The following is a 13,893-nucleotide window of genomic DNA, read 5'->3' as shown; positions in this document are numbered from 1 at the left end:
GACCAGGAGTGCGGCCGGAATCCGACCGGGCACCCCGGCAGCGTAGGAGCAGCGGTCGCCCGAGTGCGGCGTTCCCCCCACCGCTGGCGTGGAACGAGCGCTCAGCAGTCGCTGGAGCGGAAGCCGAGGCCCGTGATCGCGCTGCTGTGCCAGCCCTGGAAGCCGCCGAACTGGCTGTAGACGAGCGAGCTGCCGGACGGGAAGGAGCGGAACGTGAAGGTGTCGTAGCGCGGCGCGAGCGGTACAGCCCGCTCCCCGGCGGTGGCGCGCCGGAAGGGATCGGCGATCGTGCCGGCGCCGACTCCCGCCGCGCCGCCGCGCGAGGAGATCGACGTGGGCGCGACGCTGAAGCCGACGGTCGACCAGGACTTCAGAGCCCAGTAGAGCCCCAGGCTGGTCGCGTCCGACGAGATGTTCAGGACGGTGAGCTGGACGTCCGTCGGGTCGAACGGCTTCCCGTCGGCGTCGAAGAACTCGAAGATCAGCGTCTGCGAGTCGGACCCCGGCGTCGGCACCTCCGGAACGTTCTCGGTCGTCGTCGAGACCCGCCCGGCGCGACGCTGGTTCAGGAGGAGCAGCCCGGGCTCGTAGAAGCTCAGCGGCAACTCGTTCGCGAACTGGAACGTTCCGCCGGCGTACCACACCGTACCGTCCTGGGTCAGGTTGAAGCTCCTGGGGTCGGTCGTGGGCGTGGTCGTGGTGTCAGCCGCCAGGACCGAGGTGATGCGGACCGAGGTCGACGTGCCGGTTGGCGAGGTCGCGGTGAGGGTCAGCGGATTCAACGACATGCTCGACTGCGTGAACAGCGTCGTGCTGGTGCAGGGCAGCGTCGAGGCCGCGGCCAGCGGAGCAGAGACCGCCGCGCTGACGACGGGGATGCTCCACATCGCGCCCGCGGTCACGGAGCGGCGCGAGGGACCGGAGGAATCGGAGGGGTGAGTGGACATGGCGGATCCGTTCTGAGAGTGGGTGAGGACGAGCTGGAGCGACTCGTCAAGAATCGAGACAGGTGCGCGGTGGTAACGCTGTCATCACTGCAGGAAGCCTCAGTGAATCGCAGTCGCACCGCCCGGCGCACGCCCCCCGTCCGCGCCACACGCGTCCGGCGCCGCCCCCACCGCTCCGGGAAACCCGGGAGAGGACCTGGTGGCGGATCCGTTCAGCGAGGGCACGAACCGGCGAGGAGCGGCTGACCGACACGGCAGCTTAGGCCGGTCGGCTTGAGAAGGCGAAACTGCCTCACTTCTGGCGCGGGACGTCGGTTCGAGCAGGGCGATCAGCACGGCGGTCGACGGGCCCGCGCCGCGACCAGTGCGCACGGGGCTGCCCGCGCGAGGATCTCGATACGCCCGCTCCGCGGGCTACTCGATCAGCATGATCGGGCCCCGCTGCCGGCTCGCAGCCGCGAGCAGGGCGATCGGCATGCTGGCCGAGCAGCCCCGCAGGGGCGCCGGCATGCTGGTCGAGCAGCCCCGAGGGGGAGCCTGCATGCTGGTCGAGTAGCCCCGCAGGGGCGTATCGAGACCCACCCACCCCGAGGACGCCGGGCCCTCTCCCGGGCGGCGGGCACGGGCGCGCCCGCCCCGCGGGTCAGCGACCGCGCGTGGACGCGCGTTCGACGAGCTCCGGCGCGAAGACCCGGCGCCGGTCGACGACGCCGTCGCCCTCGGCGGACACCACCTCCTGCAGCAGGTCGACCGCCGACGCGCCGAACGACTCCTGCGGCGCCCGGATCGAGCTCAGCGGCACGATCGAGGCCTCCGCGTACTCGATGTCGTCGTAGCCGATGAGGGCGATGTCCTCGGGCACGCGGATCCCCCGGCCGATCAGGACCTGCTCGAGGCCGATGGCCAGCAGGTCGTTGACGGCGAAGATCGCATCGGGGCGCGCGGCGGGCTCCCGGTCGGCGATCGCCTCGCCGACCTCGTGCCCCTCCGCGATCACGCGGTGCTGCACGTCGATCATCTCGAGGGTCGCGCCGGGCACCGCGGCGACCGCGCGGCTGGCGCCCGACAGGCGCTCGCCGACCTGCTGGATCGAGAGCGGGCCGCCGACGAAGGCCAGGCGGCGGCGGCCGAGCGCGAGCAGGTGCTCGGCCGCGAGCCGCCCGCCGAGCACCTCGTCGATCGACACCGACGGCTGGGTCTCGGAGGCGGCGTGCCGGCCGACGAGCACGGTCGGCGTCCCGCGCGAGCGGACCGAGGCGAGGCGGTCCTCGATCGAGCCGTGCGACGCGACCAGCATCCCGCGGACCCCGTGCTCCTCGAACAGCTCGAGGTAGGCGTCCTCGCGGGAGGTCTCGCCGCCGGAGTTCGCCAGGAACAGCGACAGCCCGAGCTCGGCCGCGCGCCGCTCCGCGCCCTCCGCGATCATCGCGAAGAAGGGGTTGGACACGTCGGGAGCGATGTAGGCGATGGTGGAGCTCTGCCCCAGCCGGAGCTGACGGCCCGCGTTGTTGCGCACGAAGCCCAGCGCCTCGATCGCCTCCTGGATCCGCTTCGCCTTCGTGTCGGAGACGCGAGCGGGGTGGTTGAGGAAGTGCGAGACCGTCCCCATCGAGACGCCGGCGGCGGCGGCGACGTCGCGGATGCCGACCCTGGTCATCGCTGTCTCCTCGTGCTGGCGGGCGCCGCGACGGGGCGTCGGACGGGCTTCGATGCTCTCACGCGCCGCTCCCTACTCGCGGAGCGGCGACTCCGGCGGCGACTCCGGCAGCGGCGACTCCGGCAGCAGCGGCTCCGGCAGCGCGACGCCGTGCGCCTCCAGCGCCTCCGACACCACCTTCACCGCGTTGAGCGCGCGGGGGAAGCCGACGTACTGCACCGTGTGGATGACCGCCTCGACGATCTCCTCCGCCGTCGCCCCGGTGTTGACGGCCGCGCGGGTGTGCCCCCGGAGCTGCGCGTCCACCCCGCCGAGCGCGGTGAGGACGCCGAGGGTGATCAGCTCGCGCTCGCGCAGGGTGAGGCCGGGGCGCGAGTTGACGTCGCCGAAGTTGAACTCGAGGCCGTAGCGGGCGAGGTCCTGGGCGCGGCCGCGCTGCAGCGCGATCAGGCCGTCGGCCTTGCCCTCGCCGTAGACGGCGTCGAAGGCGGCCCGGCCGCGGGCGAGGCGCTCGGGGTCGGGGGTGGGCTGCGTCATGGCGGAGTCTCCGGGATCCACTAGATCGAGTGTCCGCCGTCGAGCGGCAGGATCACTCCGGTGATGTTGACGGCCGCCGGCGACGCGAGGAACACGATCGTCCGGGCGAGGTGCTCGGGCTCGCCGAGCAGGCGCGACGGGATCTGGTCGAGCAGCGCCGCGCGCCGCTCGGGGGTGTCGTTGTCCCGGCCGGGCGTGCGCTGCGCGCCGGGCGCGAGCGCGTTGACGGTGACGCCCTGGTCGGCGACCTCGATCGCGAGGGCCTTGGTGAGGCCGACGACCCCGGCCTTGGCGGCGGCGTAGGCGGTCGCCCCGCGGACGAGCCGCCCCCCGGCGACGGCCGCGACCGAGGCGATGTTCACGATCCGGCCGGAGCGCCGCTCGAGCATGGCGGGCAGCACGGCGCGGGTGACCGCGAAGACGGTGTCGAGGTTCCGCGACATCTGGGTGCGCCAGGTCTGCTCCGTCATCTCATGGAAGAACGAGACCGCGCCGCCGCCGGCGCCGTTGACCAGCACGTCGATCGCGCCGTCCTCCTCGATCACGGCGCCGAGGGCGCGCTGCACGGCGTCGAAGTCGGTCAGGTCGACCGCGACGGCGCGAGCGGCCCTGCCCTCCTCGCGCACGCTCCGGGCGACCTCCTCCGCTCCCGCCGCGTCGAGATCGACGACGACCACGTCGGCTCCCGCACGGGCGAGCTCGCGGCAGACGACTCGTCCGAGCGCTCCCGCGCCACCGGTGACCAGGGCGCGCTGCCCGTCGAGTTCCATGCGATGTCTCTCCGATCCTCGTCGTGCGCCGCCGAGCGGCCATCGGGCTCCAGCGCCCGGACGACGGCTTCATCGTTCCGCAGCTTTTGAAACGTGTCAAGACAGTCTTGACAGCTCTCACGCCCGTCGGTAGCCTCCTGAATTGTAACGTTTCAAACAATGCCCGCCCGGCATCGTCCGTTCGAAACGCCGTTGCACCTTTCAAGGAGGAAATGTGTCCCGCTCTGCAGAATCCCGCGGACGTCGCTCCCGCTCGACCCTCACCGGGCTCGTCGCCGGTACCGGAGCCGCCGTGCTGCTGCTCACCGGCTGCGCCTCGGGCGACGGCGGCGGCTCGTCCGAGTCCGGCGCCGCCGGCTCCTTCTCGGTCCTCACCCCGGCCGAGAACTCGATCATCCGCGACGAGCTCGCCACCCTCGGCGAGGGCGCCTGCTCCGCCGAGAACGAGGCGATGCCGCTCGACAGCCAGACGGTCGCCCAGGCCGACGTGGTGCAGAAGATCACGCTGCTCGCGAGCCAGGACGCGCTGCCCACCAGCTTCGTCGCCGGCACCGCGCAGGTCCGCCCCGACGGCGACCTCGGCAAGAACGACCTCATCGTCGACTACGAGGAGAAGCTCACCGAGCTCGGCGTCTGGGACGACGTCCTCCCCGCCGCCCGCTCGACGATCACCTCGGTCTACGGCGGCATGGTCTCGCTGCCGTTCCAGTACAACGTCGAGGGCATCTGGTACAACAAGCAGATCCTGGCGGCCAACGGCATCGCCGAGCCGCAGACCTGGGACGAGCTCGTCGCCGCCCTCGAGACGCTGAAGGCCGCCGGAGTCGTCCCGCTCACCGAGGCCGGCAGCCAGGGCTGGCCGCTCACCCGCCTGATCGGCAACTACCTCTTCCGCTCGATCGGCCCGGACGCCATGAAGGACATCCAGTCCGGCGATGCGAAGCTCACCGACGCCGAGTACATCGAGGGCGCTCAGGCCGTCGCCGATCTCGGCAGCGCGGGCCTGTTCGGCGAGGGCGTCACCTCGCGCGACACCGATACCGCGAACGCCCAGTTCCTCACCGGCGAGGCCGCGATGACCTACAACGGCTCCTGGTTCCTGGCGAATCTCAACGACCCCGCTCAGAACCAGATCGGCGAGGAGAACGTCGGCTTCCTGCCGTTCCCGAACGTCACGGGCGGCGCGGGCGACAGCAGCCAGTGGCCGGCCAACGCCGGAGCGGCGACCGCGACCTCGACGAAGGCCTACGACGACGGGGTCGGCGACTGGCTGACCTGCATCGCCGAGAACTACGGCTCGAGCGTGCTGCAGAACCAGGGCGTCATCTCGGGCTTCGCGCTGAACGAGGAGGTCACCGACGTCCCGCCGCTGACCACCACGGTCCAGGAGTACGTGAACGAGGCCGACGAGACCGTGCTCTGGTTCGAGGCCCTCTTCGACGCGAAGACCACCTCGGACGCGCAGACCAACGTCTCGCTGCTGGTCTCGGGCGGCATGAGCGCCGAGGACTACATGTCGGCCCTCCAGGCCGATCTCGACCAGGCGCAGTGATCCCGAGCGGGCCGGCGGCTCCTTCCGCCGCCGGCCCGCGTCCTCTCTCCTCACCCTCCCCCGCGTGCACGCCCTGCGCGCACGTCGAAAGGACAGCGCTTCCGTGAACAGCGTCCTCGGAGACAAGAAGGCGATCCTGATCCTTCTCGGACCGGCTCTCGCCGTCTACACGCTCATCAAGCTCGTCCCGGTGCTCTGGTCGCTCGGACTCACCTTCTTCACCGGCAATCCGCTCAGCGGCTTCGAGTTCTCCGGCGGCGAGAACTTCCTGCGCTTCCTGCAGGATCCGCAGGCGCTCGAGGCGCTCTGGTTCACCGTCCGCTACTCGCTCGTGATCACCGCGGGGCAGGTCGTGCTCGGCTACGCGCTCGCCCTGCTCTACGTCTTCGTGCTGAAGAACGCGTCCTCCTTCGTCCGCACCGTGGTGTTCTTCCCGACCGTGCTGCCCACGGTCGCCGTCGCGCTGCTCTTCAAGAGCATGTTCGCCGTCGGCGGCCAGGAGGGCCCGGTCAACGCGGGACTCGGGTTCCTCGGTCTCGGCAGCATCGACTGGTTCGCGACCGCCGAGGGCACCTTCGCCGTCGCCGTGATCATGGAGCTCTGGCGCTCGATGGGCTTCTTCGCGATCCTGCTCTACGCCGGCCTCGTCGACATCCCGGAGGAGACGCTCGAGTCGGCCCGCCTCGACGGGGCGACCGGCTGGCGCCTGGTCTCCTCGATCGTGCTGCCGCTGTCGCTGCCGGTGCTGCTGTCGTCGGTGATCTTCAGCTTCAACAGCACGCTCAAGGTCTTCGACACCCTGCTCGCGCTGAACAACGGCGGACCGGGCAGCTCGACGACACCGCTGACGCTCTACATGTACCGCACCGTCTTCAGCTACTCGGACTACGGCTACGGCTCGACGATCGCGCTGGTGCTGACGATCATGTGCTTCCTCGTCACCCTCTTCATCTTCCGCTCGTCGCGCCGCGACAACACGAAGGAGGCCTGAGGTGTCCACCGGAACCCTCTCCCGCCCGGCACCCCGCACCCGCCCCTCGGTGCCGGCCGGCCCGCACCGCCGGGTCCGCAGCCTCGGCCGCGGCACGCGGCGCTGGATCGGGCGCGTCCTGATCGGCCTCCTCGTCGTCGTCGAGGCGTATCCGATCTTCTGGATCGTGATGGGCTCGTTCAAGACGCAGAACGAGTTCTTCGCCAATCCGACCTGGGCGCTGCCGCAGAGCCTCGACTTCTCGAACTACGTCTCGGCGCTGACGGAGGGCGACCTGGCGACGAACCTGCGCAACAGCGTCCTCGTCACCGTGCCCTCGCTCGCCCTGATGATCGTGCTCGGCGTCGCCGCCGCGTTCGCGCTCGAGGTCCTGGTCTGGCGCGGCCGCAACACGGTGCTGCTGCTGTTCATCGCGGGCATCATGATCCCCGGCCAGATGATCCTGGTCCCGCTGTTCACCGTGTACTTCCGGACCGGGCTGACGAACTCGCTCTGGCCGCTGATCATCACCTACACGGTGATGGGGCTGCCGCTGACGGTGTTCCTGATGACGGCCTACTTCCGCGCGATCCCCCGCGAGATCTTCGAGGCCGCCGCGATCGACGGCGCGAGCATGATCACCGCCTTCTGGCGGGTCGGCGTGCCGATGATGCGCAACGCGATCATCACGATCGCGCTGGTCGAGTTCTTCGCGGTCTGGAACGACCTGCTGATCGCGCTGACCTTCACGACGAACGACGAGCTGGCCACGGTGCAGGTCGGGCTGCTGAACTTCAGCGACGAGTACGGCTCGACGCAGTACGGACCGCTGTTCGCCTCGATCAGCATCAACATCCTCGGGATGCTCGTGCTCTACCTCTTCCTCAACAAGCAGATCATGGCGGGCCTCGCCGCCGGCTCCGTGAAGGGCTGACGGATGCGCGCCCCCTCCCCCTCCCCGCGAGATGCCACTTGTGCGGGCGACACGCCGTGAAAGCCGTGCACAAGTGGCATCTCGCGGAGGAGGCGTACTGGGAGGATCCCCGGCCGGGTGAGGGGCGGCGGCGGCCGCGGGCGGACGTGCTCAGCGACGCGCCGCGGCTGCGGCTCGACGGGGACTGGCGCTTCCGGCTCGCGCCGACCGCGCACGGGACCGGGCCGGGGTTCGCGGATCCGCTGCTCGACGATGCGGACTGGGACCTGCTGCGCATCCCGTCGCACTGGGTGCTCGAGGGCCACGGCGACCCGCTCTACACGAACACCGCGTTCCCCTTCCCGCTCGATCCCCCGCATCTGCCGGAGGAGAACCCGACCGGCGACCACCGCCTGCGCTTCGAGCTACCCGCGGACTGGCCGGAGGGCGGCCGGACCGTGCTGCGCTTCCAGGGCGTCGACTCCTGCGGCGCCGCCTGGCTGAACGGCGAGCCGCTGGGCTGGTCGACGGGCAGCCGGCTGCCCTTCGAGTTCGACGTCACGACGCCGCTGCGGCGCGGCGAGAACCTGCTCGCCGTCCGCGTGCAGCGCTGGTCGGCGGGGAGCTACCTCGAGGACCAGGACATGTGGTGGCTGCCCGGCATCTTCCGCGAGGTCGAGCTGCTCTGGCGACCGGACGGCGCGGCCGACGACGTGCTCGTCAGCGCCGATTACGAGGACGGCACGGGCACCCTGCTGGTGCGCGCGCTGGACGAGGCGGGCGGCGAGCTGCCCGGCGTGGTCCGGCTGCCCGAGCTCGGCCTCGAGGCCTCGGCGGGCGAGAGCGTCCTGCTGCCGGTCGAGCCGTGGAGCGCCGAGTCGCCGCGCCTGTACCACGGCACGCTCGAGGTCGCCGGCGAGCGGATCGAGCTCGCCGTCGGCTTCCGCACGGTGCGGATCCGCGACGGCGTCTTCACCGTCAACGGCTCCCCCGTCCGCCTGCGCGGCGTGAACCGGCACGAGCACGACCCCGATCGCGGCCGCGCCCTCGACGAGGCGACCATGCGCCGGGACATCGAGCTGATGAAGCGGGCGAACGTCACGGCGGTGCGCACCTCGCACTATCCGCCGCACCCCGCCTTCCTCCGCCTCTGCGACGAGCTCGGGCTCTGGGTGCTGGAGGAGTGCGACATCGAGACGCACGGCTTCATCTACGCGGGCTGGCAGGGCAACCCGCCGACCGAGCCGCAGTGGCGCGAGGCCTTGGTCGACCGCGTCACCCGGATGGTCGCGCGCGACCGCAGCCATCCGAGCATCGTCATCTGGTCGCTCGCGAACGAGAGCATGGTCGGCGAGTCGTTCGACGTGCTCGAGCGGGTCGTGCGCCGGCTCGATCCGAGCCGGCCGATCCACTACGAGCGCGATCCGAGCTTCCGCAACTCCGACTTCTCCTCGGCGATGTACCCCGCGCTGGAGGAACTCCAGGCGATCGCCGAGCGGCGGGAGCCGACCCCCGAGGGCGTGGTGGCCGGCTCGCCCGACGACGTCCGCCGCCGGCGCCTGCCCTTCGTGCTCTGCGAGTACGGGCACGCGATGGGCAACGGCCCGGGCTCGCTCGACGAGTACCAGCGGATCCTCGAGTCGTCCGACCGGATGGCCGGCGGCTTCGTCTGGGAGTGGATCGACCACGGCTTCCGCGCGACCGCCGCCGACGGGTCGGAGCACTTCCGGCACGGCGGCGACATCGACTTCCACCCGAACGGCGGCAGCTACTGCATCGACGGGCTGCTCTTCCCCGACCGCACGCCCTCGCCCGGCCTCGCGTCGCTCGCGCGGGCGATCGCGCCCGTGGTGATCGACGTGGCGGAGGGGGCGATCGCGATCCGCAGCCGGCAGGACGTCGTCGACACGGCGGCACTGCGCTGGCGCTGGCGGGTCGAGGACGACGGGGCGCTGCTCGCGGAGGGCCTGCTCGACGTCCCTGTTGTGCCGGCCCGCGGGAGCGTCGTCGTGCCGTTCACGGCACCGGTCGCGGGTGTCCTCACCGTCTCGGCCGAGCTGGCCGAGGCGGCACCCTGGGCGCCCGTCGGCCACGAGGTGGCCTGGGGGCAGCGGATCGACGCGCCGACCCCCGCCGTCCGCCGCCGCTCAGCACGGGTCGCCGACGAGAACGGCGTGCTGCGCCTCGGCGACGCCCTGCTCGACCCGCGCACCGGGCGGCTCCTCTCCCTCGGCGGCGTGCCCGTCGACGGGCCCCTCGTCGACCTCTGGCGCGCGCCGACCGAGAACGACCGCGGGCAGGGGACGCTGAACGCGCTCGCCGCGAGCTGGTCGGCCGTCGGCCTCGACCGCGTCCTGCACCGCACCGTCTCGGTCGAGCGCGATGAGCACTCCGTCACCGTGACCACCCGGAGCGGACCGGCGACCCAGACGCTCGCCGTGCTCAGCCGCCTGGTCTGGACGGCGGAGGAGGGCGCGCTGCACCTCGCCGCGCAGTTCGCGTTCACCGGCGCCTGGCAGGACACTCCGCACGGCCACCACTCGGTGACCCCGCCGCGCCTCGGCCTCCGCCTGACGCTCCCGGGCGGCTACGCGGACGCCGACTGGCTCGGCCGCGGCCCCGGCGAGTCCTACGCCGACACCCTCGACGCCGTCCGCTTCGGCCGCTTCGCCGCGAGCATCGACGCCCTGCAGACGCCGTACGTCGTGCCGCAGGAGAACGGCAACCACGTCGGCACCCGGCGCCTCTCGCTCAGCGGTCCGGGGCTGCCGCCGCTCGTCGTCACCGGAGACGGCTTCGACTTCTCCGCCCGCCGCTGGACGAGCGAGGCCCTCGCCGTCGCCGCGCATCCCCACGAGCTGCGCGACTCCGGCCACGTCGTGCTCAACCTCGACGTCCGCCAGCAGGGCGTCGGCAGCGCCTCCTGCGGCCCGGCGCTCCCGGAGCGCTACCGCGTCCCACTCGAGGACGCGTCTCTGGAGCTGACCTTCCGCCTCGGCTGACGATTGGCGCTCTCGGGCGACTCGCGCCTTCCGACGTCCTACGCCGACGCACGCCCCGGTCAGATATCTGATCATGATCAGATGTATCCTGAGCAGATGAGCACCGCGACCTTCACCGAACTCCTCCGCAAGCCGAAGGACGTCCTCGCGCACATCGACGAGGGCCAGGTCCGGATCACCCGTCGCGACGGCGACGACCTCGTCATCCTCCGCGGTCACGATCTCGCCGTCCTGGAGAACGGGATCGCGCTCTCGAGCCGCCTCCTCCGCGCCATCGGCCGCCATCGCGGCGACGTCCCCGCCGCCCTGACCGACCTCTTCGCCTGGACGAGCGAGTTCACCGCCGGCGAGCTCGCCGCCTACGCCGCGGAGATCGAGAAGCTCGTCTACAGCGCCGGCGAGCTCGGCACGTTCGATCTCCTGCTCCGGGCGCAGCGCGAGTGGGAGGAGACGGCCCGCGCGTACGCCAGCGGGATGACGGCCGTCGCCCCGATCGAACTCCTCGAGGTACCGGTCCGCGCGACCCGACCCTGATGTCCGGCAAGCGAAGCGATCCGGTCCCCCGGCCGATCAAAGGCACCGAGTACGAGATCGTCTTCGGCGACAAGGCCGCCGAGCGGGGCTGGAACGATCTCCGGGCGACCGCGAGGAACGCGCTTGCCGACGCCTGGGACCACCGCACCGCCCGTCCGACGCAGTTCGACTCGAACCGCTGCTACCGGCTCCGAGGCGATCTGAGCGAGGTGACCGTCGACGGCGCCGTGCTGCCGCAGTGGCAGTACAAGGTGACCAACGGCGGCCGGCTCTGGTACGCGGTCGTCGAACCCGACCCGAAGGCGAAGAGAGTGGGGCGCGTCATCATCACCAACGCGGCACATGGGCACCCCAACGAGACGGACTCCGGCAAGAACTTCCGCTGAGGCGGGTGCCGCTCAGGCGCGGCGCTCGAGCTCCGCCTCGGCGCGCCAGAGGTGCGCGGGCTCCCAGCCGAGGGCATCGCGGGCGCGGTCGATCGAGACGACCGTCTCGAAGCCCTCGAGGGGGCGGGTCAGCGGTACGTCGGGGAAGGCTCCGGCGACCAGCTCGGCCGAGGGGATCGTCAGGCCGGTGTCGGAGGCGGCGATGTCGTAGACGGCGAAGCCGGGCTCGCCGACCTCCAGGGCGCGCGCGATCGCGCTCGCGCCGTCGCGGGCGTCGACGTAGCTCCACAGCAGTTCGCGGCGGTAGGCCGGGTCGCCGGCGCGCTCGACGAAGCGGGAGTACTCGCCGGCCCGGGTGATGTTGGTGAAGCGCAGCGCGGTGATCGAGCAGTCCCGGTCCCAGCGGACGAGCTGCCGGGCCATCGCCTCCTCGAGGACCTTGACCAGGCCGTAGGTGCTGTTCGCGCGGTCGCCGTCCTCCTCCGTGAGCGGGAGGGAGGCGGGCGGCTCGGCGAAGGGGAAGCCCATCGCGGTGATGCTGGAGGCGTGCACGATCCGCGTCACTCCGGCCCGCAGCGCGGAGTGGAACAGGTTGAACGAGACGGTCATGTTGGCGTGGAAGGTCGCCGCGTCCGGGACCAGGCCGTTCACCGGGATCGCCGCGAGGTGGACGATCGCGTCGACTCCGCTGTGCCGCGCGGTGATGCCGAGCACGGCGTCGAGCGCCTGGCCGTAGTCGGTGAAGTCGACGCGGGTGAAGGGCACCGCGACCGTCGGCGGCGTCAGATCGAGGCCGATCGGCTCGTGGCCGTCGGCGAGCAGCCGCTCCAGGGTCGCGGTGCCGAGCGTGCCGGAGCAGCCGGTGACGGCGATGCGCATGGGGGTCCTCTCGCGGGGTCGGGCGGGGGTCGAGCGGAGTGGGGCGGGGTCGGGCGTCAGCGTACGGGGAAGTCCGCGGGCAGCGGGAGGGCCGGGACCTCGTGCCCGGCGGCGTCCGACTCGTCGGCGTGCAGGTGCCCGGTGCGCCCGCCCGCCGGCAGGCCGGTCTCGGTGAAGAACCCGCGGAGCGGCTCATAGACCGCGACGATGTCGTGCACGTCGCCCGCGCGGGTGAGCACGATGTCGCCGGCCTGGACGTAGCGCTCGGCGCCGTCGACGAGGATCCGGCCCTTCCCCTCCGCGAAGAACCACACCTCGTGGTCGTCGTGGTGGTGCCGGTCGAACCGCCCGCCCTCCAGCGGCACGGCGAAGCGGCCGAGGGTGCCGACGGCGCACCACTCCGGCCGGTCGCCGGGGTGCAGCCAGGTGCCGGGCTCGTAGACCGGCATCAGGCCTGCGCCCAGCGCGGCGCGGTGCCGGGCTCGAGGATCCGCGCGCCGGGCAGCTCGTCGAGTCCGGTCTCGGCGCCGCCGGGCGTGTAGACGACGAGCAGGCGCAGCGGCCGCCAGGTGGTGTTGTAGGTCGAGTGCACCGTGTCGCGCGGGATGTGCAGGGCGTCGCCCTCGCGGATCGCGAAGGCCGGGCTGTCGCCGACGGTCTGCTCGCCCTCGCCCGAGACGACGTAGATGACCTCCTCCTCACCGGGGTGGCTGTGCGGGTCGTGGCCCTGACCGGGGTAGATGATCACCTCGCCGGTGGTCAGGCCGACGGGTCCGTCGAGGTGCGGGGTGACGAGCCACTTGATGGTGCCCCAGTCGAAGACGCGGGTGGGCACGTCGTCGGGGCGGCGGCCGGACTGCGCGGACGGGACGGACGGCGCGGACGGGGTGGCGGGCGGTGTCGTGGTCACGGGGTCTCCTTCGAGGTGAGCGGGATGCTGGTGAAGTCGACGAGCTGCTGGCGGATCGCCCGCTCGGTCGGCAGGCGCTCGACGGAGGAGGCTCCGAAGAAGCCGGCGACCCCCGTCGTGTGCTGGAGGACGTACGCGGCGTCGGCGGGCTCGGCGATCGGGCCGCCGTGGCAGAGCACGATGACGTCGGGATTGACGGCGACCGCCGCGTCGCGCAGCTCCTGCACGCGCGCGGCCGACTCCTCGAGCGAGAGCGCCGTCTGCGCGCCGATGCTGCCGCTGGTGGTGAGGCCCATGTGCGGGACGAGGACGTCGGCGCCGGCCTCCGTCATCGCCACGGTCGACGCGACGTCGAAGACGTACGGGGCGGTGAGCAGGTCGCGCTCGGCGGCGAGCCGGATCATCTCGACCTCGAGGTCGAAGCCCATGCCGGTCTCCTCGAGGTTCTGCCGGAAGACGCCGTCGAAGAGCCCGACCGTCGGGAAGTTCTGCACCCCCGTGAAGCCGAGCCGCGCCAGCTCGTCGAGGAAGACCTCCATCCTCCGGAAGGGATCGGTGCCGCAGACCCCGGCGAGGACCGGGGTGTCGCGGATGATCGGCAGCACCTCCCGGCTCATCTCGACGACGATCTGGTTGGCGTCGCCGTAGGGCAGCAGCCCCGAGAGCGAGCCGCGGCCCGCCATCCGGAAGCGGCCGGAGTTGTAGATGATCAGCAGGTCGGCTCCGCCGGCCTCGGCGGCCTTCGCCGAGATGCCGGTGCCGGCCCCCGCGCCGATGACGGGTCGCCCCGCGGCGATCGTGCGGCGGAGGCGGGCGAGTGCGGTCGCGCGGTCCAT

14 protein-coding genes are annotated in these 13,893 nt (G+C 71.9%); 6 read left to right on the top strand and 8 right to left on the bottom strand.

Features of this window, described 5'->3' with window-relative positions; all coding sequences use genetic code 11:
- Nucleotides 1-101: 101 nt before the first annotated feature.
- The 4 genes from EDF22_RS20355 to EDF22_RS00360 all read right to left on the bottom strand — a co-directional run bounded on the left by EDF22_RS20355 (nucleotide 102) and on the right by EDF22_RS00360 (nucleotide 3,911).
- Nucleotides 102-947 carry a hypothetical protein gene (locus EDF22_RS20355; protein WP_148059066.1) on the bottom strand — a complete coding sequence of 282 codons (846 nt, stop codon included), beginning with the start codon at nucleotides 945-947 and terminating at the stop codon, nucleotides 102-104.
- Between the two features lie 643 nt (nucleotides 948-1,590).
- On the bottom strand, nucleotides 1,591-2,604 hold the full coding sequence (locus EDF22_RS00370) for a LacI family DNA-binding transcriptional regulator (RefSeq protein WP_123701531.1): 1,014 nt from the start codon (nucleotides 2,602-2,604) through the stop codon (nucleotides 1,591-1,593).
- Between the two features lie 72 nt (nucleotides 2,605-2,676).
- Nucleotides 2,677-3,141 (bottom strand): carboxymuconolactone decarboxylase family protein, encoded by a 465-nt coding sequence (locus EDF22_RS00365; RefSeq protein WP_123701529.1) that lies wholly within the window; start codon nucleotides 3,139-3,141, stop codon nucleotides 2,677-2,679.
- 20 nt (nucleotides 3,142-3,161) lie between these two features.
- Nucleotides 3,162-3,911: an SDR family NAD(P)-dependent oxidoreductase gene (locus EDF22_RS00360; protein ID WP_123701526.1), complete on the bottom strand. Its 750-nt coding sequence runs from the start codon at nucleotides 3,909-3,911 to the stop codon at nucleotides 3,162-3,164.
- 214 nt (nucleotides 3,912-4,125) lie between these two features.
- Here EDF22_RS00360 and EDF22_RS00355 point away from each other — a divergent pair, with 214 nt between their 5' ends.
- The 6 genes from EDF22_RS00355 (at nucleotide 4,126) to EDF22_RS00330 (ending at nucleotide 11,268) form a co-directional block, all read left to right on the top strand.
- Nucleotides 4,126-5,463, top strand: coding sequence for an ABC transporter substrate-binding protein (locus EDF22_RS00355; protein ID WP_123701524.1), 1,338 nt, complete (start codon nucleotides 4,126-4,128; stop codon nucleotides 5,461-5,463).
- 103 nt (nucleotides 5,464-5,566) lie between these two features.
- Nucleotides 5,567-6,454, top strand: a complete 888-nt coding sequence (locus EDF22_RS00350; protein ID WP_123444732.1) for a carbohydrate ABC transporter permease — start codon at nucleotides 5,567-5,569, stop codon at nucleotides 6,452-6,454.
- 1 nt (nucleotide 6,455) lies between these two features.
- Nucleotides 6,456-7,367 carry a carbohydrate ABC transporter permease gene (locus EDF22_RS00345; protein ID WP_243581075.1) on the top strand — a complete coding sequence of 304 codons (912 nt, stop codon included), beginning with the start codon at nucleotides 6,456-6,458 and terminating at the stop codon, nucleotides 7,365-7,367.
- 56 nt (nucleotides 7,368-7,423) lie between these two features.
- A complete protein-coding gene (locus EDF22_RS00340) occupies nucleotides 7,424-10,348 on the top strand; it encodes a glycoside hydrolase family 2 TIM barrel-domain containing protein (RefSeq protein WP_260301842.1) in 2,925 nt (974 codons plus the stop codon).
- A gap of 96 nt (nucleotides 10,349-10,444) precedes the next feature.
- Nucleotides 10,445-10,882 (top strand): hypothetical protein, encoded by a 438-nt coding sequence (locus EDF22_RS00335; protein ID WP_123701520.1) that lies wholly within the window; start codon nucleotides 10,445-10,447, stop codon nucleotides 10,880-10,882.
- Nucleotides 10,882-11,268, top strand: coding sequence for a hypothetical protein (locus EDF22_RS00330; protein WP_185038636.1), 387 nt, complete (start codon nucleotides 10,882-10,884; stop codon nucleotides 11,266-11,268). The genes EDF22_RS00335 and EDF22_RS00330 overlap by 1 nt, the downstream gene beginning before the upstream one ends.
- 12 nt (nucleotides 11,269-11,280) lie before the next feature.
- Here EDF22_RS00330 and EDF22_RS00325 read toward each other — a convergent pair whose 3' ends face one another.
- From EDF22_RS00325 to EDF22_RS00310, 4 genes are read right to left on the bottom strand one after another with little or no spacing between them, the layout of a single operon-like run.
- Nucleotides 11,281-12,147 carry an NAD(P)-dependent oxidoreductase gene (locus EDF22_RS00325; RefSeq protein ID WP_123701518.1) on the bottom strand — a complete coding sequence of 289 codons (867 nt, stop codon included), beginning with the start codon at nucleotides 12,145-12,147 and terminating at the stop codon, nucleotides 11,281-11,283.
- Between the two features lie 56 nt (nucleotides 12,148-12,203).
- The gene (locus EDF22_RS00320; RefSeq protein ID WP_123444728.1) at nucleotides 12,204-12,596 is read right to left on the bottom strand and encodes an AraC family ligand binding domain-containing protein; all 393 of its coding nucleotides are present in this window, start codon (nucleotides 12,594-12,596) and stop codon (nucleotides 12,204-12,206) included.
- Complete coding sequence (locus tag EDF22_RS00315; RefSeq protein ID WP_123701516.1) at nucleotides 12,596-13,057, bottom strand: cupin domain-containing protein; 462 nt, start codon at nucleotides 13,055-13,057, stop codon at nucleotides 12,596-12,598. Before EDF22_RS00315 ends, EDF22_RS00320 begins: the two co-directional genes overlap by 1 nt.
- The gene (locus EDF22_RS00310) at nucleotides 13,054-13,893 is read right to left on the bottom strand and encodes a phosphoenolpyruvate hydrolase family protein (RefSeq protein WP_123701514.1); all 840 of its coding nucleotides are present in this window, start codon (nucleotides 13,891-13,893) and stop codon (nucleotides 13,054-13,056) included. Before EDF22_RS00310 ends, EDF22_RS00315 begins: the two co-directional genes overlap by 4 nt.

The organism is Rathayibacter sp. PhB127, assembly GCF_003751665.1.
Taxonomy (GTDB): domain Bacteria; phylum Actinomycetota; class Actinomycetes; order Actinomycetales; family Microbacteriaceae; genus Rathayibacter; species Rathayibacter festucae.
The sequence above is the reverse complement of the archived record's forward strand: the minus strand, read 5'-3'. Positions and strand labels throughout refer to the sequence as shown.

Bases quoted from the DNA above. Each gene is read 5' to 3' on its own strand.
- EDF22_RS00330 (WP_185038636.1), top strand. From the start codon at position 10,882: ATGTCCGGCAAGCGAAGCGATCCGGTCCCCCGGCCGATCAAAGGCACC.
- EDF22_RS00310 (WP_123701514.1), bottom strand. From the start codon at position 13,893: ATGGACCGCGCGACCGCACTCGCCCGCCTCCGCCGCACGATCGCCGCG.
- EDF22_RS00365 (WP_123701529.1), bottom strand. From the start codon at position 3,141: ATGACGCAGCCCACCCCCGACCCCGAGCGCCTCGCCCGCGGCCGGGCC.
- EDF22_RS20355 (WP_148059066.1), bottom strand. From the start codon at position 947: ATGTCCACTCACCCCTCCGATTCCTCCGGTCCCTCGCGCCGCTCCGTG.
- EDF22_RS00325 (WP_123701518.1), bottom strand. From the start codon at position 12,147: ATGCGCATCGCCGTCACCGGCTGCTCCGGCACGCTCGGCACCGCGACC.
- EDF22_RS00320 (WP_123444728.1), bottom strand. From the start codon at position 12,596: ATGCCGGTCTACGAGCCCGGCACCTGGCTGCACCCCGGCGACCGGCCG.
- EDF22_RS00360 (WP_123701526.1), bottom strand. From the start codon at position 3,911: ATGGAACTCGACGGGCAGCGCGCCCTGGTCACCGGTGGCGCGGGAGCG.
- EDF22_RS00370 (WP_123701531.1), bottom strand. From the start codon at position 2,604: ATGACCAGGGTCGGCATCCGCGACGTCGCCGCCGCCGCCGGCGTCTCG.
- EDF22_RS00335 (WP_123701520.1), top strand. From the start codon at position 10,445: ATGAGCACCGCGACCTTCACCGAACTCCTCCGCAAGCCGAAGGACGTC.